Consider the following 21,103-nt stretch of genomic DNA (forward strand, 5'->3'; position numbering starts at 1 on the left):
AAATCCCCGCCATTTCACATGCTTGTCACGCCAGCCTTGTAACGAGCCCTCATGCTCAAGCTGAAGATGCGCGAAAGACCGTTTCCCGAGCTTTCCTATGCCAGTCCGCATCAGCCGGCATTGACGCGCTGGTTCATCCATTCCATCGAAGGCCTGTCCGGCCGCGATCGTTTCGCGGCGCTCTATGATTTTTGGCGCCGCCATGTGGTGCCGACCGACGAGCGCGTGTTCAGCCGCATGCTGGAACTGATCGACGTCCGGGTGCGGACCGCCGGCCAATGGCCGCCGGCAAACCTGCCCGGCACGCCGTTGGTGATCGTCGCCAATCATCCGTTCGGCATCGGCGATGGCATTGCGGTGCTCTCGCTGGCCGAGCAGCTTCAGCGCCCGTTCCGTGTCATGATCCACAAGGATCTGCTCAAGATCCGCGAGATGGAGCCCTATTCGCTGCCGATCGACTTTTCCGAGACCAAGGACGCGCTGAAGAACAACATGGCGGTGCGCCATGAGGCGGTGCGGTTGCTGAAGGAGGGCGTCATCATCGTCGTCTTCCCTGCGGGCGGCGTCGCCACCGCGCCGAAAGGTTTTGGCCGGGCGCGCGATCTGCCATGGAAAATGTTTCCGGCCCGTCTCGTCCAGGATGCCAAGGCATCGGTTATCCCAATGCATTTTTCCGGTCAGAACGGCCGGCTGTTTCACCTGGTCAGCGGACCGATGAATATGGCTGAGCGTGACGGGCGCGTGGCGAAGTTCGTCGGCAGGGCTTCGCTGACGCTACGTACTTCGCTGCTCATCCACGAATTCGCGCGGCTGTCCGGCAAGTCAATCGACGTGCGCGTCGGCGACGTGCTGGGATGGGACGAACTGGAGCCGCTGCGCGACCGCAAGGCTTTGCTCGACCGCCTCCATCGTGGCGTTTTCGATCTGGCGCCCACCGAATCGCGCGGCCGCGGCCAGTTCCTGCCGCGACGCATGCGCAAGGCGGCCTGATCGGCAAACCATGCGGCGGATCCTAAACTTGGACGGCAGTGTCCGGGCCGTTCAGTCTGCGCCTTCTTGGGGATCGATCGCCGAGGCTTCCGTGGCGAGAACCTCGATTTCCTGGTTCTGCCCGGCCACGACCGTAAAATCCTTCTGGTAGATGCGGTCGCGGTTCTTGGCGATGATGGTGTAGTCGCCCTCGGCAAGCACCATCGAAGCAAAGGCGCCGACGGTTTCCTTGATGGGATCGCCGGATTCGTTGAGCAACGACCAGGAGGTGTCGGCAATCGCCTCTCCACCCGGCTCGCGTACTAGCTTCATGGTCATCTCCGCCGCACGATGCTCGACGGCCGCTTCGGTCAGCTTGCCGGCCTCGACGCGGATGTCAGAGCGGATGACCGCATTCACCGAGCCATAGGTCGAGACGACGTGGTAGACGCCCGCGTTCAGCCGCACGACGCTGTTCGGCTCGACGTCGGGTATGATCAGGGCGCGATCGTGATTGGCTTCGGCCTGGCCCTCATAGATCGAAAAGCGCAGTTTCTTCGGCGGTATGCGCACCCCGCCCGACAGCACGGCATCGAGCTTGAGTCCGCCGGCATCGAGCACGAGGCTTTCGCGCTTGGCGTCCTTGCCGACGGTGATGCGCTTGGTGGCGCCGGCCCGGCCATAGGAGGCATGAACCAGATAGCTGCCGGGCTCGAGCTGAAACACCGCGCTGCCGCCATGGGCGGAGGCGACCATCGGCAGCTTGCCGTCGCCAGTGGGCTCAGGCTTGAAGACGCGCCAGACGATGCCGCGCGTGATGTCGGCGCCCTTGTCGGTCAATTGCGCCGACAGCGTGATCGCCCCACTGCTCCCCAGTGCCAGCGATGTCTCGCTTTTCGGAGGTGCGTAGCTCGAAATTCCGGGAAGCTTCAGATCGCCGAGGCCGTCCACATCCTGCGCGACGGCAAGCGAAACCGGCACCATCAACAGTGCGGCAGCGAGCAAGATCAGGAAAAGACGGAATGTCCCCTCAAACATGCCTTGCGTTGAAGCCCAAGGCGGTGGCAATTTCAAGGCTTAAGAGTCCGATCAGCTTCTGCTAGAGAACTCTTTGTCCGGCGCGCCGCGCCAATGCCCGAGCCGCCCGATGTCCCGATGGTGCGCTTCAGCTCAAATTCCACCAGGAGACTAGCGCCCATGGCGTCGCCGATCATCGACTTTCTGCTGACCCGAAATTCCGCACCGATCCCGGAATTGAAGGAACCGGCGCCCAGCGACGCTGACATCTCGACGATGATTGCCGCTGCCTCGCGGGTGCCGGACCACGGCCGCCTCGAGCCTTGGCGCTTCATCCTCTACCGGGGCGAGGCACGCGTCGAGATCGGCAAGAAGCTGGCAGCACTTGCCGAACAGCGCGAAGGGCCGCTGCCGGAAGGCCGCCGCAGCCAGGAACTGGCGCGTTTTTCACGCGCGCCGCTGGTGATCGGCGTGGTGTCGAGCCCGAAGGACAACCCAAAAATCCCGCAATGGGAAATGTTCCTGTCCGGCGGCATGGCGGCGATGAACCTCATGATATCAGCCAATGCGCTGGGCTATGGCACCAACATGATCAGCAATTGGTATTCCGATGTGCCGGAGGGCAGGGCGATCCTAGGGCTGGCGCCGCACGAGCGCGTCGTCGGCTTCGTCCATGTCGGCTCCTATCAAGGGCCGGCGCCGGAGCGGCCGCGGCCTGATCCGGCAAAACTCTATGCCGATTATGCCGGGCCTTGGGTCGGCTGAATGTTTTACGAGCCGTCAAAAGGTCACGGGCTGCCGCATGACCCGTCCAAGGCGATCGTGGCGCCACGGCCGATCGGCTGGATCTCGACGGTGAACAAGGCCGGCAAGCTCAACCTCGCTCCTTATTCCTTCTTCAATGCTTTTTCGACGCGACCCTTCATCGTCTGGTTTTCGTCCGAAGGCGAGAAGGACAGCGCCACCTTCGCCGAAGAGACAGGCGAGTTCGTCGCCAATCTCGTCAGCCGCGATCTCGCGGAAAAAATGGTCCGCACGGCGGTCGATGCGCCGCGCGGCGTCAGCGAATTCGACTATGCCGATCTCGCCATGGCGCCGTCGCGTCTTGTTGCGCCGCCCCGCGTGGCGGCAGCGCCGGCGGCGCTTGAATGCCGGGTGACGGAGATCTTGCGGCCAAAGGCGCTGGACGGGACGACGAGCGCCGTCGTCGTTGCCGGCGAAGTTGTCGGCGTGCATATCGACGACGCATTCCTGAACGACGGCATGTTCGATATCGTCAGGGCGGGCAATGTCGGCCGTCTCGGCTATATGGACTATGCCAGCGTCAGCGAGATATTCTCGATGCGCCGGCCTCGTTGGGGAAAAGATTAGGGCTGGGGAAAAGACTAAACAGAGATTCCTGCCGCTCTGGCTCGCGCCAGAAGCCGCTCGGCCAGCTTGAGATGCGGCCGGTCGTACATCTTGCCGTCGATGCCGACCACGCCGGGATTTCCAGCCGCTTCGAATGCGGCAATGATCGCCATGGAGTGTTTCACCGCCTCGGTCGACGGCGTGAAGGCGGCGTTGATGACCGGCACCTGTGTCGGATGGATCGCCATCTTGCCGGTAAAGCCGTCGCGCTCTGCCTTGGCGCATTCCGCCTCGAAGGCCGCCATGTCGCGAAAACTGGGAAAAATCGTGTCGATCGCCGCGACTTCCGCAGCACTTGCGGCGAGGATGGTCATGGTGCGGGCGAAACGGAACACATCGGTGTAGCGGCCGTTCTCGTCGCGCGCCGTGCGCGCACCGATCGCGGCCGATAGATCTTCCGCGCCCCAAGTGACGCCGACGAGCCGCGCACTTGCGTTGGCGTAGGTCGCAGCCGCCAGCACGCCAGCGGCTGTTTCGGTGATGATTGGCAGGATTTTTATTGCACCATCGGGCAGCCCGCCTTCGGCCTCGTGCACCCTGAGTTTTGCCGAGAGATGCTGGACATCCTGTCCGCTGTTCGACTTCGGCAGCATGATGCCGTCGGGCTTTGCCGGAACTAGTGCCGCCAGATCGTCGTCCGGCAAGCCGGTCGAGAGATCGTTGATGCGTATATAGACCGCGGACTTGGTTTGATGCCGTTGTTCGGTGATGAAGCGTGCGGCGATGTCGCGTGCCAAAGCCTTGTTTTGTGACGCGACCGAATCCTCGAGATCGACGATGACCACGTCGGCGCCGGCGCCAAACGCCTTTTCCAGCTTCTTTTCGGAATCGCCGGGAACGAAGAGCAACGAACGCATCGGTCAGGCCGCTTTTTTCATCATCATCGCCTGCCTTGTGCATTTGGCGACGAGCACATCGTTCTGGTTGTAGGCGCGGTGCTCGAACTCGACGATGCCACGGTCCTGCTTCGACTTGGAGTCGCGCACCGACACCACCGTGGTCTCGACGCGGATGGTGTCGCCGTGGAACACCGGATGCGGAAACACCGTCTCCTTCATACCGAGATTGGCGATGGTGGTGCCGACGGTGATGTCGTTCACCGAAATCCCGATCATCAGGCCGAGCGTGAACAGCGAATTGACCAGCGGCTTGCCCCATTCGCTCTTAGCAGCGAAGTCGAAATCGATGTGCAGCGGCTGCGGATTCAGCGTCATTACCGAAAACAGCATATTGTCGCTTTCGGTAACGGTTTTACGCAGCGTGTGCCGGAAGACATGGCCGACGACGAACTCTTCCAGATAAAGCCCGGCCATGGTCGATCTCCTTCGTTCTTCAAGGGTTGATAGGCGCTGCATACCGCGCTCGCAAGCCAGTTAACAAACATGGTGAACCGTTCGTAAACCATTTCTGCCTACGGTCTTCCCTGGGGCGGGAACGGACTCGGGCCAGGGGCGTAGCGGACGGCATGGTTGTTTCGCATTTCCTGAAATGGATCTACACGGCAAGGGTCTCGGAGCGCGCTGCGGCAGCAAGTGCTCTGGCCCGCGCCTACATCAATGCCGATCTGCCTTTCGAGGACCGCTGCGCGGCGGAGGCCGCGCTGACCCTGCTGCTCGACGATGCCTCGTCCAAAGTGCGGCTGGCGATTGCGGAAGCGCTGTCGATGAGCCATCACGCGCCGCTGCAGATCATCAGCGCGCTGGCGTCCGATCAGCCGGAGGTCGCGAGCCTGGTGCTGGCGCGTTCGCCGCTTCTTACCGACGCCGACCTGATCGACCGCATCGCCGGAGGCCAGAACGCGACGCAGAAATTGATCGCGGATCGTCCGCGCGTCTCCATGGCGGTCGCCGCGGCGATTGCCGAAATCGGCGAGCCGGAAGCCTGCGCCACGCTTCTCGCCAACAGCGGCGCCGACATCGCTTCACTCAGCTTCCGCCGTATCGCGGAACGCCATGGCCATCTGCCTTTGGTGCGCGAGGCGCTGATATCGGATGCGCGGCTGCCCGCTGATTGCCGGCATATGCTTCTGGTTAAGCTCGGAGAAACCCTAAAAGGATCTCCGCTTGTCGTGGCTCTTATGGGCGCAGCCAGAGCCGAGCGCGTCATGCGCGATGCCTGCGTCAAGGCTTCCGTGACGCTGATCGAAGGCACCCGCCACGAAGAACATGCGGCGCTCATCGAGCATCTGCGCCTGCGCGGCGACCTGACCGCAAGCTTCATCATTCGCACCATCGCGCATGGCAAGGTCGATTTCTTCGGTTCGGCGCTGGTCGCGCTCAGCCAGCAATCCGAACAACGGGTGAGGGCGCTTCTGGCCGGCGGGCACGACGTGGCGCTGCAGGCGCTGTTCCGCAGTGCCGGCCTTGCCGCGATCACGCACGCGATCATTCTGCGTGCGCTGAAGATCTGGCGCGAGGTTGCCAATGGCAAGCGCCTGGCCGGCGTCCAGGAAGTCAGTTGGCTGATGCTGAAGGAACTCGGCGGGCAGTCCGCCCAAGGCGATCTCGCCGGACTGGTCAAATCGATCCATCTCGATGCGCTGCGCGAAAATGCGCGCGGCCATGCGCTGGCGATAGCGGCGGCTTAGACCCTATCCTTCGCGAAGAAATCCGGAAAATCCTCGATCGCCGCGGCGATGATGCGCAATGAGGCCGCTATCTGCAGCATGTCGGCCGCCTCGCTTCGCTCGGCGATGCCAGCCGCATATTGCCGCGCGACAGTGATGGTCGCCGTTTGCGGCTCGCCGGCTCGCCGGAAAAGCAGTTCGCGCGCCAGTCCTCGCAGGAAACTAGTGATCGAAAGCGCGGGTTCGGCGGGAATCGCTGAACTTTGCTGCGCATTGCGCAGCCGCAGGATCTCGATGCCAACCGTGACTGCGGCTATGCTGCCGCCGAGAACGGCGTCGCCTTTGCTGCCGGTGCGCTGCATGAGCGGCATCAACTGGTTGACCCGGTCGTAGGCGAGGCTTTCGAAGGCCTCGCGTCTCGGCACGCGCTCATGCAGGCAGAGGCGCGCCAGATCTTCCCGCATGGCTCGCACGATACGGCCGACGGTGACCCACGGATCGGCGGGCAGTACCGTGAGGAAGACGCCGATCGCCAGAAGAATGCCGACCAAGATCGATGCCGAACCGGCGAAAAACGGTCCGGGGTCGTAGGTCATGGCCTGATGTGGGCTGAGGAAGGCAAGGAAATTGATGGCGAAGGCGGTTGCCACGCCGACATAGCGCGGATTGGCCATCGCCAGCGCCGCGGGAACCAGGATCGGCACGACGAAGAGCGTGAACCAGCCGAAGCCGGGCAGAGCGGGGAGCGCGACCTGACCGACGAGAAATGCGAAGGGCAGGGCCAGCAACGTCCCCTTGAAGAAGCCCCAGGCCGATTGCACGGGATCGGGGCGCGCGGCAAACAGGCTGGAGACGACGGCGACAAGGATGACCGTGCCCGCCGCTTCGGACCATTTTGTCGTCAGCCAGAAAGCGGCGACCAGCAGTGTCGCAAGTGCCGCGCGCACGGCGTTTCGCCACGCCGCATGGTAGTCGCGGTGCACGACCAGCGCCGGCTGCCTGCGTTCACGCGTAAGGCGCGGGGCCGGCGCTCGTAAGGCGTCCAGGCCGCGCAGCACTTGCTTCAGGGCCTCCGCGAAATCGGCGGCGATGGTGAGGCGGGTGACTGCGCCTGCCCTGTCATCGCCTTTTGCGGCGGGCATGTCGGGCATCCGCCGTGCTTCGGCAACGATCGCGTCGAGCCGCGCTATCCAGGGTGCTGTGTCGTCCAGCGCACCCGGTTTTTCTGCCAATTCGCCGACGAAAACCTTCAGCTCGGTGCGCACGGGTATGAGGACTGCGTTTTTCGGTGCGGCATGGGCATACAGAGCGCGCGCCGCCGACAGCGCCGACAAAAGCTGGCCGATAGTGCGGCGGACCGGATAGGCGCGCGTCGCGAAGCTCGGCGCTTCCAGCCTCGCATAGGCGCGCATTTCACCCAGCGTCTGGGCGTCTGCGACCAGCTTTCGGTGCAGGTTGGCAAGGGTTGCCGCATCGCTGTCGGAGAACGCGCCGCCAGCATAGACGGCAAGGTCGAGGATGCAGCGCTTCAGCCTGCCGATGATGGCGTCAGCCGCCAGTTTCGGCAGGATCAGCCGGCTGGTCAGTGCGGCGCAGACGATGCCAAGCACGATCTCCCCACAGCGCGCCACGGCGAGATCGACGACGAGATGTGGCTGGCCGAAAGCCGGCAGGCCGATGATCATCGCCGTGTAGCCGGCAAGCGCAGCGCCATAGGCTTCCGGGTTGCGCAGCAGCGACGAGACGAGGGTACAAAGGCCGATCCAGACGGCAAGCACCGTGACGAGCAGCCAGAGGTTGGCGCCAAAGACCGTGGTGGTGCCGATCGCCGCCAGCGCGCCGGCCAGTGTGCCGAGCAGCCGGTAAAAACCTTTCGCCAGCACCATGCCGGCGACCGGCTGGGCAACGATGAACACCGTCATCATCGCCCATTGCGGGTGGTCGAGCTTGAGCGCGTAGGCGGCGAGAAGTGCGATCAGCCCGGCCGAAACCGTGCGCAGAGCGAAAATCCAATCCGAGTGCGTCGGTCGCGTGACGCCGGCGAACCTCGCGGCAAGATCGCTGCGCAGCCGGTCCCAGGTCACACGCTCATCTCCGCATTCGACGCGAGCGAGTTAGCTCAGATATCCAGCACTTCCGTCTCGGCGAACTCCGCGCGTTCCTGGATGAAGCGGAAGCGGGCTTCCGGCTTGGTGCCCATCAATGCGTCGACCGCATCCTTGGTTGCGGCCTCGGCGTCGATCACATCGACCCTGAGCAGCGTGCGCTTCCTCGGGTCCATGGTGGTTTCCTTGAGCTGGGCGGCCATCATTTCGCCCAGCCCCTTGAAGCGGCCGATCTCGACCTTGCCGCGCCCGGTGAATTCGGTGCGCAGAAGTTCGTCCTTGTGCGCATCGTCGCGGGCATAGGCGACCTTGCCGCCTTGCCGGATCGAGTAGAGCGGCGGCACCGCCAGATAGAGATGGCCGCCGTGGACCAAGCTCGGCATCTCCTGATAGAAGAAGGTGATCAGCAGCGAAGCGATGTGGGCGCCGTCGACGTCGGCGTCGGTCATGATGATGACCCGGTCGTAGCGCAGATCCGCGTCGCGGTACTTCGAGCGCGTGCCGCAGCCAAGCGCCTGGATCAGGTCCGAAATCTGCTGGTTGCCGGCCAGCTTGTCGTTGCCGGCGCTGGCGACGTTGAGGATCTTTCCACGCAGCGGCAGCACCGCCTGGCTGGCGCGGTCGCGCGCCTGTTTTGCCGAGCCGCCGGCCGAATCGCCCTCGACGATGAAGAGTTCGGCGCCGGCAGCGGCATTCTGCGTGCAGTCGGCGAGCTTGCCGGGCAGGCGCAGCTTGCGCACCGCGCTCTTGCGCGAGACTTCCTTTTCCTGCCGGCGGCGCACCCGTTCGTCGGCACGCGCGATCACCCATTCGAGCAGTTTTGAGGCTTCCTGCGGGTTGTCGGCTAGCCAGTGATCGAAGGGGTCTCGGATAGCGGTCTCGACGATCCTGATCGCCTCGATCGTCGCCAGCCTGTCCTTGGTCTGGCCGACGAATTCCGGCTCGCGGATGAACACCGACAGCATGCCCGCCGCCGAGATCATGACGTCTTCCGAGGTGACGATCGAAGCGCGCTTGTTGCCGACCAGATCCGCGTAGGCGCGCAAGCCTCGCGTCAAGACGTTACGGAAGCCGGCCTCGTGCGTGCCGCCTTCGCCGGTCGGAATGGTGTTGCAGTAGGAATTGAGGAATCCATCGCCGCCGAACCAGGTCACCGCCCATTCGAGCGAGCCGTGGCCGCCTTGCCTGTCGCTCTTGCCGGCGAAGATTTCGCGGGTGACCTGGAATTCGTCGCCGAGCGACGCTTTTAGATAGTCCTTTAGGCCACCGGGAAAATGGAACTCGGCCTTGGCCGGCGTCGTGTCCTTCTCCTTGATCAGCGAGGGGTCGCAGGTCCAGCGGATCTCGACGCCGCCGAACAGATAGGCCTTCGAGCGCGTCATGCGGTAGAGCCGCGCCGGCTCGAAAGCAGCACCCTTGCCGAAGATCTGCTCGTCGGGATGGAAGCGGATCTTGGTGCCGCGGCGGTTATGCACCTCTCCGAGCTGCTCGAGACCGGTCACCGGAACGCCGCGTGAAAAACGCTGGCGATAGAGCTGGCGGCCGCGTGCGACCTCGACCTCGAGATGGTCCGACAGCGCGTTGACGACGGAGACGCCGACGCCGTGCAGGCCGCCTGAGGTCTCGTAGACCTTCGAGTCGAACTTGCCGCCCGAATGCAGCGTCGTCATGATGACTTCGAGCGCCGGCTTCTTGAATTTCGGATGCGGATCGACCGGAATGCCGCGGCCATTGTCGGTCACGGCCAGATATCCGTCGGCTGAAAGCTCGACATCGATGAAAGTCGCGTGGCCGGCTACCGCCTCGTCCATCGAATTGTCGATGACCTCGGCGAACAGATGGTGCATCGCCTTGTCGTCGGTGCCGCCGATATACATGCCGGGCCGCCGCCGCACCGGCTCCAACCCTTCGAGAACCTCGATGTCGGCGGCACTGTAGCTCTCGCTGCCGTCGCGGGATGCCGGGCGCTTCGCCGCCTGCACCAGCGGGTCGGCCGGGCGCGCGGTGGCGCGAACCGGTTGCGGCTGCTTGTCCATAGTGCCGAAAAGATCGTTATTGTCGTCCATGCTGGTCCTGGATTCCGATGCTGCGAATCACCACCCGATACTGCCACGCTTTTTGCGGGCAGGCGACGGAGGTTCCTGTTACGTTCGAGGATTGAGCCTCTTACCGCAAAACCATTCGACAACCAAGCGGCGGAAATGCGTCGAGCGCATCGACGCTTTGTAAACCTTTTCCGAAGGTTGCATCGGAAGGTTGGCTGAAAACGGTATCCGCAGACTGCCGCCTCCCTAGAATGCAGCGGAACTCTCAAGAGGCTGTCGCTTACGCATGTTGGATTACAGTTCGCTCCTGCTCGCGGCGGCGCTGTCGGGCATGTGCCTCAGCATCACCATGTTTGCGATATGGTTCGCCGCGCCGCAGGCCCGCTTCGTCCTGACGGTGGCTTGCGGCATTCTCGTGCTCGTCGCGCATGTGGTCTTGTTCTGGCATTATGCCAGGCATCCCAGCCCCTGGCTTTGCCAGATTGTGCTTGCGCTTCTCAGCCTGGGCTTTCTGATCATCTGCCTGTCGGCCATGCAGTATCTCGGCGTGCGCGACTACAGGCGCGCCATCCTGCCGACCTTGGCTGCGATGGCTGTTTGCGCAGGCGCGACGTATTTCGGCCTCGACGGTGTCGGTTTCATCGTCACCTACGCGACGGTAACGGCGCTGCTCTCGCTTATCGGGGTGATGTTCTGGATCAAGGGCGGTGGTCACGATCGCCGGATTCTGCTGGTCGTTTCGTTCCTGAGCGGCATCTGTGCGCTATCCTTCGTACTTTGCGGCGCGGTCCTGCTGGTCAAGGGCCAATGGATGCTCGGCGTTGCGCCCGACAATTGGGCCGAACGGTTGAACTCCGTCGTGGCGGTCGCCTGCATGACCGGGCTCGGGGCACTGACGCTCTCCCTGCACCATTTACAGGCGCAGATCGAATTGAAGGCCGAGACCATGACCGACCCATTGACCGGGCTGATGAACCGGCGGGCGTTGACGGCATTCTACGGCGAGCGGGTCTTCGGTCCGTTCATGTCCGTGGCCATGTTCGACCTCGACCACTTCAAGAGAACCAACGATGTATTCGGTCATCCGGTCGGCGATCAGGTTCTGCGCCGCTTCGCCGCTGTCATCAGGAAATACGCCAGGACCGGCGTCGACGCCTTCCGGCTGGGCGGCGAGGAATTCGTGCTGGTCATGTCGCGGATGACGGAAGAGAAGGCTTACGACATTGCGAGCAAGATCAGCGTCGCCTTCGGCGCGGAAGTCGTGGCCACCCAGCTTGGTCCGTTGCGCAGCACGGTCAGCGGCGGCATCGGCTTCGGCGGGACCGGCGGCACCAGTCTCGACGATGTGTTGGCGGAAGCCGACGCCGCACTCTATGCGGCAAAGCGCGCCGGGCGAAATCGCGTCGTCTCCCACAACAAGGCGAGCAAGGCCGATGCGCCGGCCTTGCGTTCTGCCTGATTGAGGCTTCTATCTTCTTGTTAGACCATGATCTTGTCCGAAGACCGGATTCCACTTTTTGCTGCGCTGACCTTCGGTTTGGGATCATGGTCTACTCCGCCGCGCCCAGATATTCCGACAGCGGCGGGCAGGAGCAGACGAGGTTGCGGTCGCCGGCGACATTGTCGATGCGCGACACCGGCGGCCAGTATTTGGCTGATGTGTCGGCATCGCCGGCCGGATAGGCCGCCTCCAGGCGCGAATAGGGATGGGTCCACTGGCCAGCCAGCGCCTCGGCGGCGGTATGCGGCGCATTGACCAGCGGATTGTCGGTCAAGGGCCATTCGCCTTTCGCCACCTTGGCCGCCTCGCCCGAGATCGCGATCATCGCATCGCAGAAGCGATCGAGTTCGCTCTTGGGCTCGGACTCGGTCGGCTCGACCATCAGCGTGCCGGCCACCGGAAACGACATGGTCGGCGCATGGAAGCCATAGTCGATCAGCCGCTTGGCGATATCGTCAACGCTGATGCCGGAGCTCTCCTTGAGCACGCGGGTGTCGAGGATGCACTCATGGGCGATGCGATCGTGCCGGCCCTTGTAGAGGAGCGGGAAGTGCGGGGCGAGCCGCGTCGCGACGTAGTTGGCGGAAACGATCGCCGTCTCGGTCGCCTGCTTCAGGCCGGAGGCGCCCATCATGCGGATATACATCCAGGTGATCGGCAGGATGGAAGCACTGCCGAACGGTGCGGCCGACACGGCATGCGCCGAGCCTTCGGTGACATGGCCCGGCAGATAGGGCTTGAGGTGCGCCCTTACGCCGATCGGGCCGACGCCTGGGCCACCGCCGCCATGCGGGATGCAGAAGGTCTTGTGCAGGTTCATGTGACAGACATCGGCGCCGATGTCGCCGGGGCGAGCGAGGCCGACCAAGGCGTTGAGGTTGGCGCCGTCGAAATAGACCTGTGCGCCATGCTCATGGATGAGGGCGCAGAGATGGCGCGCGCCTTCCTCGTATACCCCATGCGTCGAGGGATAGGTGAACATCAGCGCCGCGAGATTCTTGGAATGCTCATTGGCCTTGGCACTCATATCGTCCATGTCGATATTACCGTCCTCGGTGCAGCGCACGACGACAACGCTCATGCCGGCCATCGCCGCACTCGCCGGATTGGTGCCATGCGCGGAGGACGGGATCAGGCAGACGGTGCGATGGCCTTCGCCGCGCGAGCGGTGATAGGCGCGAATGGCGAGCAATCCGGCATACTCTCCCTGGCTGCCGGCATTGGGCTGCAGGCTGACCGCATCGAAGCCGGTGATCTCCGACAGCCAGCCTTCCAGTTCGCCGACCATAGCGCGGTAGCCTGCCGAATGGCTGGCCGGCGCGAACGGATGCAGATTGGCGACGCTTGGCCAGCTCACCGGCATCATCTCGGCGGCGGCGTTGAGCTTCATCGTGCAGGAGCCGAGTGGGATCATGGCGCGGTCGAGCGCCAAGTCCTTGTCGGCCAGCCGGCGCAGGAAGCGCATCATCTCGGTTTCCGAACGGTTGTCGTGGAACACCGGCTGCGTGAGAAACTCCTTGCCGCGCGGCTGTCCGGGCATGGTGCTGCCGGCAGCGGCGCCCGCCTTGGCGCCAAACAGCGCCGCGATCGCGTCCAGATCGGCGTCGGTCGAGGTCTCATCGAAGCTGATGCCGATGTGGTCGGCGTCGATGACACGCAGCAGCCGGCCGGTCTTTTCAGCAGCGGCGGCGATCGCGCCGGCTCTGCCTTTCTCTTCCACCGTCACCGTGTCGAAGCGGCTTGCGCCAACGACAGAAACGCCTGATGCCCTAAGGCCGGCTGCCAAGCGGTTGGCCAATGCATGGATTCGGCCGGCAATCGCCTGCAGGCCGGCAGGGCCATGCCAGATCGCATAGGCCGTCGCCATGTTGGCGAGCAGCGCCTGCGCCGTGCAGATGTTGGAGGTCGCCTTGTCGCGACGGATATGCTGTTCGCGCGTCTGCAAGGCGAGACGATAGCCGGCGCGGCCTTTGCTGTCGGTCGACTGGCCGACGAGGCGGCCGGGCATCAGCCGCGTCAGCCTGTCGGAGACGGCGCAATAAGCGGCGTGCGGCCCACCAAAGCCCATCGGCACGCCGAAGCGCTGCATTGGGCCGACAGCGATGTCGGCGCCAAGCCTAGCCGGCGCGTCGGTCAGCGTCAGCCCGAGCGGATCGGCAATGAAGACGACCAGCGCGCCGGTGGCGCGGGCCTTCTCGATTGCTGCCTTATGGTCGCCATAGACGCCAAACGTATCAGGCCAGGAGACCAGCAGAGCGGCGGTGTTGTCGTCGATCGTGTCGCCGTCGACCTCGATGCCGAGCGGCTCGGCACGGGTGCGCACGACGTCTAGCGTCTGTGGATGCGGCGTGCCGGCAAGCGCCACCTTGGTCCGCTTGTCGCGGTGATGGCGCAACGCAATGCCGACCGCCTCGGCCACCGCCGTCGCTTCGTCGAGCAGCGAGGCCGACGCTACCGGCAGGCCGGTCAGCTCAGTGACCAGCGTCTGGAAATTGAACAGCATTTCGAGCCGGCCCTGGCTGATCTCGGCTTGGTAGGGCGTGTAGGCCGTATACCAGGCCGGGTTCTCGAACAGATTGCGCTGGATGACCGGCGGCACGTGCACGCCGTGGTAGCCGGCGCCGATGAAGCTCTTCAGCACCGTGTTTTTTGCCATTGTCGCTGAAAGCTCGGCCAGCGCCTCCGCTTCGCTCGCCGGTGCGGGCAAGGCCAGCGGCTGGTCGAGCCGGATCGATTTCGGCACAGCCTGGCTAATCAGGGTCTCGACTGAGGGAACGCCGATCGTCGCCAGCATGGCTCTGACATCATTGAGGCCGGGGCCGATATGGCGGGCCGAGAAGGGGTAAGATGCTGCAGTCATCTTCTTGATCCTGCTATCAACCAATATGGGCTTTGTAGGCGGCCTCATCCAGGAGGCCTTCGAGCTGGCTTTCATCGGCCAGCTTCATCTTCCACAGCCAGCCGTCGCTGGTCGCCGCGGAATTTACCAGGGACGGATCAGACGAGAGCGAGGTGTTTGCCTCGGTGATCTCGCCGTCGACCGGTGCATAGACGTCCGATGCCGCCTTGACGGATTCGACCACGACGGCGGTATCGCCCTTGGCCAGCTTTTTCCCAAGCTCCGGCAATTCGACGAAGACGAGATCGCCGAGTTGCTCCTGTGCGTAGTCGGTGATGCCAACGGTGGCGACACCGCCTTCGACGCGGAGCCATTCGTGATCTTCGGTGAAATAGGTTTTTGCCATGAGAAGATTCATCCTTTGCGATAGCGATGCGGCGTGAAGGGCAGGGGATTGATATCGATCGGGATTTTCGTCCCGCGAACGTCGGCGAAGAGTGGGCTTGTCGATGAAGCCAACGGCGTTTCGACGTAACCCATGGCGACGGGAAAACCTGCCGAAGGGCCAAAGCCGCCGGAGGTGACATGTCCGACCGGTTTCCCAACCGCATTGAAAAGCGACGCTCCAGCCCGCACAGGCTGTCGACCTTGCGGTTTCAGGCCGACGCGTTTTTGCGCCGGGCCGCGCTCCAGGATCGCACGCAATGCGTCGGCACCGATGAAAGTGCCAGAGGCGCGAACCTCCTTCGGAATCGCCCACATCAGCCCGGCGCTGGCCGGGTCGATCTCCGGTGTGATGTCCAGCCCGTGCAGGCACAGGCCTGCTTCGAGCCGCAGGCTGTCACGGGCGGCCAACCCAACCCACATCACGCGCTCGTCCTCGAGCAGCCTGGCGACGAGATCTCGCGCGTCGGCTTCCGGCAGGCCGATCTCGAAACCGTCTTCGCCGGTGTAGCCCGACCGGCTCATGAACCAGTTTTCGCGGGGCTCAAAGCCATGCATGAACAGCAGCGATCCGGTCTCGATGCCGGCGCGGGACAGGGCGGCCCAGGCTTCGGGCCCCTGGATCGCCAGGAAGACGCGGTCGAGTGCGTCCACCTTGGCATCAAAAACCCCCTTTGTTTCAGAATCCAGGGCAAGTGCGCGCAGGTGCTTGTCGTCGGCTTCGGCATTGCCGGCATTGGCGACAACCATGAAGCGTTGCTGGCCGAGCCTGGTGACGATCAGATCGTCGATGATGCCGGCCGCTTCGTTGAGAAAGAACGTGTATTTGGACTGGGAAATCTCAAGCGCGCCGGCGTCGAACGGGCAGGCACGATTGAGCAGTGCCTCAGCGCCCGGCCCACTGATCTCGAACAGCTTCATGTGCGAGATGTCGAACAGGCCGGCATGCTCGCGGGTCTGAAGGTGCTCCTTCATCACGCCGGCCGGATAGGTCAGCGGCATCGACCAGCCGGCGAACGCGCCAAAGCGCGCACCGGCGGCCACGTGAAGGTCTTCGAGGGGAAGGTGTTTGATGTCGCCCGTCATGTCGTCTCCAGAGTCGCACGCAATCGGCCGCGAATGGCGGCCAGTCCGTGCCCCTCTGTCTGAAGCCTGAGAGACTCGCGCCCCGTAACTCTGTCGGCAGCGCTTACACCTTCGGCGCGGGGGCAAGCCCCGACTTTCCAGAGTGTCTTTCCCGTCTACGGTTCTTTTGCCTGAGAGATTTCGGGCGATTTCCCCTTCGGCGGCAGCTCTCGCTGCTCTCTCCCGCAAACAGGTAGGACTCAATTTGAGCCCTCGACTCGTCATCCATAGCCTGTGGACGACACCTTGTCACCTGCCAGCGACACCTTACCGACAAGTCTTCGCTAACAACCACGCCGGAAATCCATCCGGCGCTCGGGGCGCTGGGCGACAAGGTCGCCTAGACGGCTGCACCCCGGCCAGGACCCTCGAACTGTCGCAAAACTATTGCTTGGCAGGCTCCGGCTTGGCGCTGGTGTCGAACCGCGACATCCATTTGAAACTGCCGAACCAGTAGCGGCGCACGCCGGTGATGGCGCCATCTGCGGTACGCGCGTCAATCCAGTTGTTGACGTATTGGATCAGGCGGATATCGTCCGGCCGCATCGCAAACGCCTCCGGCGTCCGCAACAGCGGGCCACCCACCATTGTCAACTTCGCATCATAGAGCCTGGCGGCCATCTGCGGCGTTGGCGATGTGGCGACCATCGCCTGTGCCTCGCCGCCGATGACCGCGGCGAAAACATCTGATGTATTGTCGAAGGAGAGGATGGTCGCCTTGGGGAATGCTTCCTTCGCGGCGGCTTCATCCGTGGAATTGGAAAGCACGGCGATCTTGTATCCCGGCGCGGCCACCGCCTTTCCCGGCTTTTTGCCGAGGCTGGCGATCGTCGCCACCATGCGAATATCGGCAGCGCCTGTCTGGTCGGAGAATACCACTTCGCGCGCACGTTCCGGAGTGCTGGCGTAGCCCGCCGCAATCATGTCGAAATCGCCCTTGAGCAGCCGTGCCTTGAGATCGTTCCAAGGCACTTCGACCAGCTTCAGGTCGACGCCAAGGTCGGACGCAAGCGCGCTGGTCAGGTCGACATCGTAGCCTGCGAATTTGCCGTCGGCTTTCTTGAGGATCCATGGTGGATTGAGCGCCACACCGACCGTCAGCGTCTTCTGGTCGATGATGTGCTTGAGACTGTCGTCCGCCCAGGCGGATGGCGCCGCCAACGCCAGCCAGGCGGAAAGCGCAAGTGCAATCGTGGCGATCATTTTTGAGTGCATGATGAATCCCGCTGCAACCGCCTGGTTGTCAGATTTACACGAGGATGCCATTCTGTCGATAGCGGATCGGGTTGGAGAATTGCAATGTCGGCACGGATGGCGATGAGCGGCTCGATGGTGTTCCTGGCCTGCACCCTAGGCAATCCGGCGAAGCTCTCGCTGCTGCCCGACACCGCGCAGGCGGCAGGCGCCAGACGCGTGGTCTGCTCCAGTGTGAACCACCGCTATTCCTACTGCGGTGTCGACACGCGGCGCGGCGTGCAATTGGCCTCTCAGCTTTCGAAGTCGCGCTGCGTCCAAGGCAGAAGCTGGGATTATGACCGCGGCGGCATTTGGGTCGATGATGGCTGCTCGGCGGAATTCCTGGTCGCCGGCTCCGGCCGCAACCCTTCTGCCGGCGACCTGGCCGCGGCTATAATCGTCGGCGGCGTGGTTGGCGCCATTCTAGACAATAACAACTCCCATCGCCACCATTCCGACAGTTATTACCCGAAGCCGCGCCATCGCCGTGACGACCAATGGATCGATCCGACGCCGCAATTCGACAATCAGGGCAATCCGAATTTCGACACGCACGGCAACTATCAGGGCCCGCACGGACTGGGCAAGCTTGTCACCCCCGATGACAATCCGGACTTGAATCCGGCCCTGCGCAGCGATGGCGATGACAGCGATGACAGTTACTGAGCATCGCGCCTACTTTCCTTTGAACATGATCTTTTTCCAAAAACCGGTTCTCACTTTTTGCTGCGCTGACCTTCGGTTCGGGATCATGCTCTGCGGTCAAATGCCGCCGTACCAGTCGTAGCCATTGTCCTCCCAATAACCGCCCTTGCCGCCGCCGATAGTGGCGAAACCGTCGACCAGTTCGATCTTGGTGAGATATTTCGGCATCTTGTAGCCGATCTGGCGCTCGACGCGGACACGCAACGGCGCGCCGTTCTCGACCGGCAGCGGCTTGCCGTTCAAGCCATAGGCTAGGATCGTCTGCGGGTGACGGGCATCGACCAGGTCGATCGAGCCGTAATATTTGATGTCGCCGGACAGGCTGCGGTCGATCGTGTCGAGGCAATGGAACATGACGTAGCGCGCCTGCGGCTTGACCACCGCCTGATCAAGCACCAGCGACAGCGGCGTGCCGGTCCATTTGGCGATGCAACTCCAGCCTTCGACGCAGTCGTGGCGGGTGATCTGGGTGCGGCTCGGCATGTTCATTAGCTGCTCGCGGGTCAGCGACAGCGGCTTTTCGACGAGGCCGGAAACCTCGAGCCGCCAGTCGGCGAAATTGTTGGCGAGCAGGCCCTTGTAGACATCGTCGTCCGGCGCGGTGACGCCGTTCGGCCGCTGCGGCTGGCGGATGTCGGCTTCGGTGAATTCCGGCGCCAGCGAATCGCCGGCAAGCAGGCGTTGCGCGCGCCAGGTCAGGCCGTTGGCGCCTTCGAGGAAGCTGCGCAGGCCGTCGCCGACGCGAAGCTGGCTGTCGAAGGCGTCACAACCCGAGAGCATGATACCGGAGACGCCGAGGCTGGCCGAGGTCAGGAATTTTCTGCGGCTGATCACAAACTTCGCCATCTCACGCACTCCTCTGAGGCGTCTTGCTGCCATGCGCCGGCGGGTCGGTTCGGTACCAGCCGGTGATGATGGAACGCAGCTCGTTGATCGGGCCGGCGGCGAAGATCATCAGGATATGGATGATGAAGAAGGCGACGAGCAGCAGCATCACGATGAAATGGATCGTCCGCGCCGTCTGCCTGCCGCCAAGCAGATCGTTGAGGAACGGCAGCACCGCGTTCATGCTCGGCGACATGGCAAGGCCGGTGACGATCATCAGCGGCAGCAGCACGAACATGACGCCGCCATAGGCCATCTTCTGCAGCGTGTTGTATTCGCGTCTGTGACGGAACTTGAACCTGGCATGATCGGCGATGTCTCGCGGCAAACGCCTGAGATCGTCGATGCGCGGGGCAAGATCGCGGCGCAGATGGCCGTTGATGAGGCTGGCGACCAGCCACACGACCAGCGTCGTGGTTAGTATCCAGGCGAAGAAGAAATGGACGACGCGGGCGGTGCCGAGGTCGTAATAGGAGGGGATCGTCGCCCAAGACGGGAAAGCCCGGGACGTCTCCCGACCCGCCGGTCCCGACCAGCCGAGCACACCGGTCGTATCGAAGCGCTTGCCGAAGATTTCGGTGTAGCCGCGCGGGCCGTTTGCGGTGTTCTCGGCGCCGATGGCAAAGATGGTGTTGTCATAGGCGAATCCCGACTCCTTGCCGATATAGAGCTGGGGGCGGGCGTTGAAGATCTGCAGGCCGGAAAGCAGCATGAAGAACAGCGAGATGGCCCAGAGCCAATGCGTCAGCCGCGTCCAGCGCGACTGCCGGTAGATCAGCGTTGCATCCTTCGGCGCGGCAGTATCTGGCTCGATGGCGGATTGGCTCCTGGCAACCGATTCCATTTTTTCGCGTCTCCCGGCCGCTCAGTCGGCCTTTCCGATCGTTCTCCTCCCAATACGTTGCCAGCCAAAGCGATGTTTCATCCGATCACGGAATTATTACGAGCTACCCGATACTACTGGCTTCCAAGACTGACGGCGAGGTTGACCGCTGCTGCGACGATCACTGTATTGAAAAAGAACGACACGATCGAATGCAAAAGCACGATGCGACGCATATGCGTGGTCGAGACAGTGGTATCGGAGGTCTGTGAGGTCATGCCGACGGTGGTCGAGAAATAGAGGAAATCCCAGCCGTCCGGCCGCTCCTTACCGGTAAATACGAGGCCGCCGACGGGCTTTTTCTGCTTCGCTTTGCTGCCGGGGTCGGTCTCTTCATCGTTCAGCCAATAAACATGTGCGTAGTGCAGCGCCGTCATGGCGTGGATGGTGAACCAGCCGAGCGGGATCGATACCAGCGCGAAGGTGAGTTCGACAGGATGTGGGCTGCCCCCTCGATTGATCAACTGGAACAACGAGACGATGGCGACGGCGACGACAATCAGCGTCACGGCAAAGATGACCAGCACCGGCTGGTCGGTGGCGCGGGCATTCTTGCTCAGATAGCGGCCGGTGAGCAGCGGCATCTGGGCGACGACGATGACGGTGTAGGCGGCGAAGAACGCATTGGCGCCGATCGAATAGGCGATGGGTGCGCGCAAAACCAACGCGATCGCCAGTGCCACTACACCGATGCAGGCCGACACCGCGAACTGCATGTGGCGATGCAGTGGTTTCTTCAGCGGCGTCTCGGTCGTCATGGCCCGGCCCCTGATGGCGGTCCGTCTTACCGCCGCTCGTCTTTTAGGACTCGGACATTATAGCACTTTTGCCTGTGCGCATGATGCCGAAGATCGATTCCCGGTTTTGCTGCGCTGACGTCCGGTTCGAGGTCGAAGCGCTAACCCAGTGCGGCGGATTTCAGCGCACGCCGCAAGATGCGGTCGAGCTCGCCGAGAAACCGCGAGCGGTCCTGCGGCGCGAAACTGGCATTGTAGCCCTTGCTCTCGCCGGTCTCGCGCAGATGCTGCTTGAGGTCGCGCATCGCCACCGCCATGCCGATCGTTTCCGGCGTGAACGGGCGCCCGGTCGGCCCAAGCACATGGGCGCCGAGCGCCACCGTGCGGGCGGCAAGCGGGATGTCTGATGTCACCACGATGTCGTTGGGCTTGGCATTGTCGACGATCCAGTCGTCCGCCGCGTCGGCGCCCTTGGACACGACGACGTTGCGGACCATCGGATCACGCGACGGGCGCAGGCCGCCATTGGAGACGAAGGTGACGACGACGCCATGGCGCTCGGCGACTTTCTCGACCTCGGCCTTCACCGGACAGGCATCAGCATCGACATAAATGGCGGGGCGCGTCAAATTCAAG

19 protein-coding genes and 1 riboswitch are annotated in these 21,103 nt (G+C 63.2%); of the genes, 6 read left to right on the top strand and 13 right to left on the bottom strand.

Translation table 11 applies throughout. From position 1 onward, the window contains the following. The first annotated feature begins 51 nt into the window (after positions 1-51). The gene (locus EOC93_RS14545; RefSeq protein ID WP_126106365.1) at positions 52-990 is read left to right on the top strand and encodes a GNAT family N-acetyltransferase; all 939 of its coding nucleotides are present in this window, start codon (positions 52-54) and stop codon (positions 988-990) included. A 51-nt stretch (positions 991-1,041) separates the two neighbouring features. Here the strand turns inward: EOC93_RS14545 and EOC93_RS14550 are convergent, their stop codons facing one another. Then, positions 1,042-2,007: a hypothetical protein gene (locus EOC93_RS14550; protein WP_126106366.1), complete on the bottom strand. Its 966-nt coding sequence runs from the start codon at positions 2,005-2,007 to the stop codon at positions 1,042-1,044. Positions 2,008-2,166: 159 nt separating this feature from the next. Between EOC93_RS14550 and EOC93_RS14555 the strand changes: the two genes are divergently transcribed. Together EOC93_RS14555 and EOC93_RS14560 are read left to right on the top strand one after the other, a co-directional pair. Next, a complete protein-coding gene (locus EOC93_RS14555) occupies positions 2,167-2,751 on the top strand; it encodes a nitroreductase (RefSeq protein WP_126106367.1) in 585 nt (194 codons plus the stop codon). After that, on the top strand, positions 2,752-3,357 hold the full coding sequence (locus tag EOC93_RS14560) for a flavin reductase family protein (RefSeq protein WP_126106368.1): 606 nt from the start codon (positions 2,752-2,754) through the stop codon (positions 3,355-3,357). Positions 3,358-3,371: 14 nt separating this feature from the next. On the opposite strand, the gene EOC93_RS14565 is transcribed toward EOC93_RS14560, so the two are convergent. Beyond that, positions 3,372-4,253, bottom strand: a complete 882-nt coding sequence (locus EOC93_RS14565; protein WP_126106369.1) for a CoA ester lyase — start codon at positions 4,251-4,253, stop codon at positions 3,372-3,374. A gap of 3 nt (positions 4,254-4,256) precedes the next feature. After that, positions 4,257-4,709, bottom strand: coding sequence for a MaoC family dehydratase (locus EOC93_RS14570; RefSeq protein ID WP_095485396.1), 453 nt, complete (start codon positions 4,707-4,709; stop codon positions 4,257-4,259). Between the two features lie 152 nt (positions 4,710-4,861). Between EOC93_RS14570 and EOC93_RS14575 the strand changes: the two genes are divergently transcribed. Continuing rightward, positions 4,862-5,983: a DUF2336 domain-containing protein gene (locus tag EOC93_RS14575; RefSeq protein WP_127204960.1), complete on the top strand. Its 1,122-nt coding sequence runs from the start codon at positions 4,862-4,864 to the stop codon at positions 5,981-5,983. On the opposite strand, the gene EOC93_RS14580 is transcribed toward EOC93_RS14575, so the two are convergent. Next, positions 5,980-8,046, bottom strand: coding sequence for an FUSC family protein (locus EOC93_RS14580; RefSeq protein ID WP_126106370.1), 2,067 nt, complete (start codon positions 8,044-8,046; stop codon positions 5,980-5,982). The two genes, EOC93_RS14575 and EOC93_RS14580, sit on opposite strands and share 4 nt — an antisense overlap. A 35-nt stretch (positions 8,047-8,081) precedes the next feature. Continuing rightward, a complete protein-coding gene (gene parE, locus EOC93_RS14585) occupies positions 8,082-10,133 on the bottom strand; it encodes a DNA topoisomerase IV subunit B (RefSeq protein WP_095485393.1) in 2,052 nt (683 codons plus the stop codon). Between the two features lie 265 nt (positions 10,134-10,398). Between parE and EOC93_RS14590 the strand changes: the two genes are divergently transcribed. Then, complete coding sequence (locus EOC93_RS14590) at positions 10,399-11,571, top strand: GGDEF domain-containing protein (RefSeq protein WP_126106371.1); 1,173 nt, start codon at positions 10,399-10,401, stop codon at positions 11,569-11,571. Positions 11,572-11,662: 91 nt separating this feature from the next. On the opposite strand, the gene gcvP is transcribed toward EOC93_RS14590, so the two are convergent. The 4 genes from gcvP to EOC93_RS14610 all read right to left on the bottom strand — a co-directional run bounded on the left by gcvP (position 11,663) and on the right by EOC93_RS14610 (position 17,236). Then, positions 11,663-14,473 carry an aminomethyl-transferring glycine dehydrogenase gene (gene gcvP, locus EOC93_RS14595; RefSeq protein WP_126106372.1) on the bottom strand — a complete coding sequence of 937 codons (2,811 nt, stop codon included), beginning with the start codon at positions 14,471-14,473 and terminating at the stop codon, positions 11,663-11,665. Positions 14,474-14,489: 16 nt separating this feature from the next. After that, positions 14,490-14,858 carry a glycine cleavage system protein GcvH gene (gcvH, locus tag EOC93_RS14600; protein WP_095485586.1) on the bottom strand — a complete coding sequence of 123 codons (369 nt, stop codon included), beginning with the start codon at positions 14,856-14,858 and terminating at the stop codon, positions 14,490-14,492. An 8-nt stretch (positions 14,859-14,866) separates the two neighbouring features. Next, positions 14,867-15,982 carry a glycine cleavage system aminomethyltransferase GcvT gene (gene gcvT, locus EOC93_RS14605; protein WP_126106373.1) on the bottom strand — a complete coding sequence of 372 codons (1,116 nt, stop codon included), beginning with the start codon at positions 15,980-15,982 and terminating at the stop codon, positions 14,867-14,869. Positions 15,983-16,130: 148 nt separating this feature from the next. Further along, positions 16,131-16,217: riboswitch (glycine riboswitch) on the bottom strand. A 188-nt stretch (positions 16,218-16,405) separates the two neighbouring features. Then, positions 16,406-17,236, bottom strand: a complete 831-nt coding sequence (locus tag EOC93_RS14610; RefSeq protein ID WP_164759137.1) for a transporter substrate-binding domain-containing protein — start codon at positions 17,234-17,236, stop codon at positions 16,406-16,408. A gap of 84 nt (positions 17,237-17,320) precedes the next feature. On the opposite strand from EOC93_RS14610, the gene EOC93_RS34445 reads away from it, so the two are divergent. Beyond that, entirely contained in the window at positions 17,321-17,923 is a 603-nt protein-coding gene (locus tag EOC93_RS34445; protein WP_206532239.1) for a DUF3011 domain-containing protein, read from the top strand. A 96-nt stretch (positions 17,924-18,019) separates the two neighbouring features. On the opposite strand, the gene EOC93_RS14620 is transcribed toward EOC93_RS34445, so the two are convergent. The 4 genes from EOC93_RS14620 to EOC93_RS14635 all read right to left on the bottom strand — a co-directional run bounded on the left by EOC93_RS14620 (position 18,020) and on the right by EOC93_RS14635 (position 21,096). Next, on the bottom strand, positions 18,020-18,808 hold the full coding sequence (locus EOC93_RS14620; RefSeq protein ID WP_126106375.1) for a molybdopterin-binding protein: 789 nt from the start codon (positions 18,806-18,808) through the stop codon (positions 18,020-18,022). 1 nt (position 18,809) lies between these two features. Continuing rightward, positions 18,810-19,691 carry a cytochrome b/b6 domain-containing protein gene (locus EOC93_RS14625; protein WP_127204962.1) on the bottom strand — a complete coding sequence of 294 codons (882 nt, stop codon included), beginning with the start codon at positions 19,689-19,691 and terminating at the stop codon, positions 18,810-18,812. A 113-nt stretch (positions 19,692-19,804) separates the two neighbouring features. After that, the gene (locus EOC93_RS14630; RefSeq protein WP_126106376.1) at positions 19,805-20,488 is read right to left on the bottom strand and encodes a DUF1345 domain-containing protein; all 684 of its coding nucleotides are present in this window, start codon (positions 20,486-20,488) and stop codon (positions 19,805-19,807) included. A 140-nt stretch (positions 20,489-20,628) separates the two neighbouring features. Then, on the bottom strand, positions 20,629-21,096 hold the full coding sequence (locus EOC93_RS14635) for a YaiI/YqxD family protein (protein ID WP_095485585.1): 468 nt from the start codon (positions 21,094-21,096) through the stop codon (positions 20,629-20,631). Between the last annotated feature and the right edge of the window lie 7 nt (positions 21,097-21,103).

Source organism: Mesorhizobium sp. M6A.T.Ce.TU.002.03.1.1 (assembly GCF_003997275.1).
GTDB lineage: Bacteria > Pseudomonadota > Alphaproteobacteria > Rhizobiales > Rhizobiaceae > Mesorhizobium > Mesorhizobium mediterraneum.

Excerpts from the sequence above, each read along its gene's own strand:
- EOC93_RS14545 (WP_126106365.1), top strand. The coding sequence starts at position 52 with ATGCTCAAGCTGAAGATGCGCGAAAGACCGTTTCCCGAGCTTTCCTAT.
- EOC93_RS14550 (WP_126106366.1), bottom strand. The coding sequence starts at position 2,007 with ATGTTTGAGGGGACATTCCGTCTTTTCCTGATCTTGCTCGCTGCCGCA.
- EOC93_RS14555 (WP_126106367.1), top strand. The coding sequence starts at position 2,167 with ATGGCGTCGCCGATCATCGACTTTCTGCTGACCCGAAATTCCGCACCG.
- EOC93_RS14560 (WP_126106368.1), top strand. The coding sequence starts at position 2,752 with ATGTTTTACGAGCCGTCAAAAGGTCACGGGCTGCCGCATGACCCGTCC.
- EOC93_RS14565 (WP_126106369.1), bottom strand. The coding sequence starts at position 4,253 with ATGCGTTCGTTGCTCTTCGTTCCCGGCGATTCCGAAAAGAAGCTGGAA.
- EOC93_RS14570 (WP_095485396.1), bottom strand. The coding sequence starts at position 4,709 with ATGGCCGGGCTTTATCTGGAAGAGTTCGTCGTCGGCCATGTCTTCCGG.
- EOC93_RS14575 (WP_127204960.1), top strand. The coding sequence starts at position 4,862 with ATGGTTGTTTCGCATTTCCTGAAATGGATCTACACGGCAAGGGTCTCG.
- parE (WP_095485393.1), bottom strand. The coding sequence starts at position 10,133 with ATGGACGACAATAACGATCTTTTCGGCACTATGGACAAGCAGCCGCAA.
- EOC93_RS14590 (WP_126106371.1), top strand. The coding sequence starts at position 10,399 with ATGTTGGATTACAGTTCGCTCCTGCTCGCGGCGGCGCTGTCGGGCATG.
- gcvP (WP_126106372.1), bottom strand. The coding sequence starts at position 14,473 with ATGACTGCAGCATCTTACCCCTTCTCGGCCCGCCATATCGGCCCCGGC.
- gcvH (WP_095485586.1), bottom strand. The coding sequence starts at position 14,858 with ATGGCAAAAACCTATTTCACCGAAGATCACGAATGGCTCCGCGTCGAA.
- gcvT (WP_126106373.1), bottom strand. The coding sequence starts at position 15,982 with ATGACGGGCGACATCAAACACCTTCCCCTCGAAGACCTTCACGTGGCC.
- EOC93_RS14610 (WP_164759137.1), bottom strand. The coding sequence starts at position 17,236 with ATGCACTCAAAAATGATCGCCACGATTGCACTTGCGCTTTCCGCCTGG.
- EOC93_RS34445 (WP_206532239.1), top strand. The coding sequence starts at position 17,321 with ATGTCGGCACGGATGGCGATGAGCGGCTCGATGGTGTTCCTGGCCTGC.
- EOC93_RS14620 (WP_126106375.1), bottom strand. The coding sequence starts at position 18,808 with ATGGCGAAGTTTGTGATCAGCCGCAGAAAATTCCTGACCTCGGCCAGC.
- EOC93_RS14625 (WP_127204962.1), bottom strand. The coding sequence starts at position 19,691 with ATGGAATCGGTTGCCAGGAGCCAATCCGCCATCGAGCCAGATACTGCC.
- EOC93_RS14630 (WP_126106376.1), bottom strand. The coding sequence starts at position 20,488 with ATGACGACCGAGACGCCGCTGAAGAAACCACTGCATCGCCACATGCAG.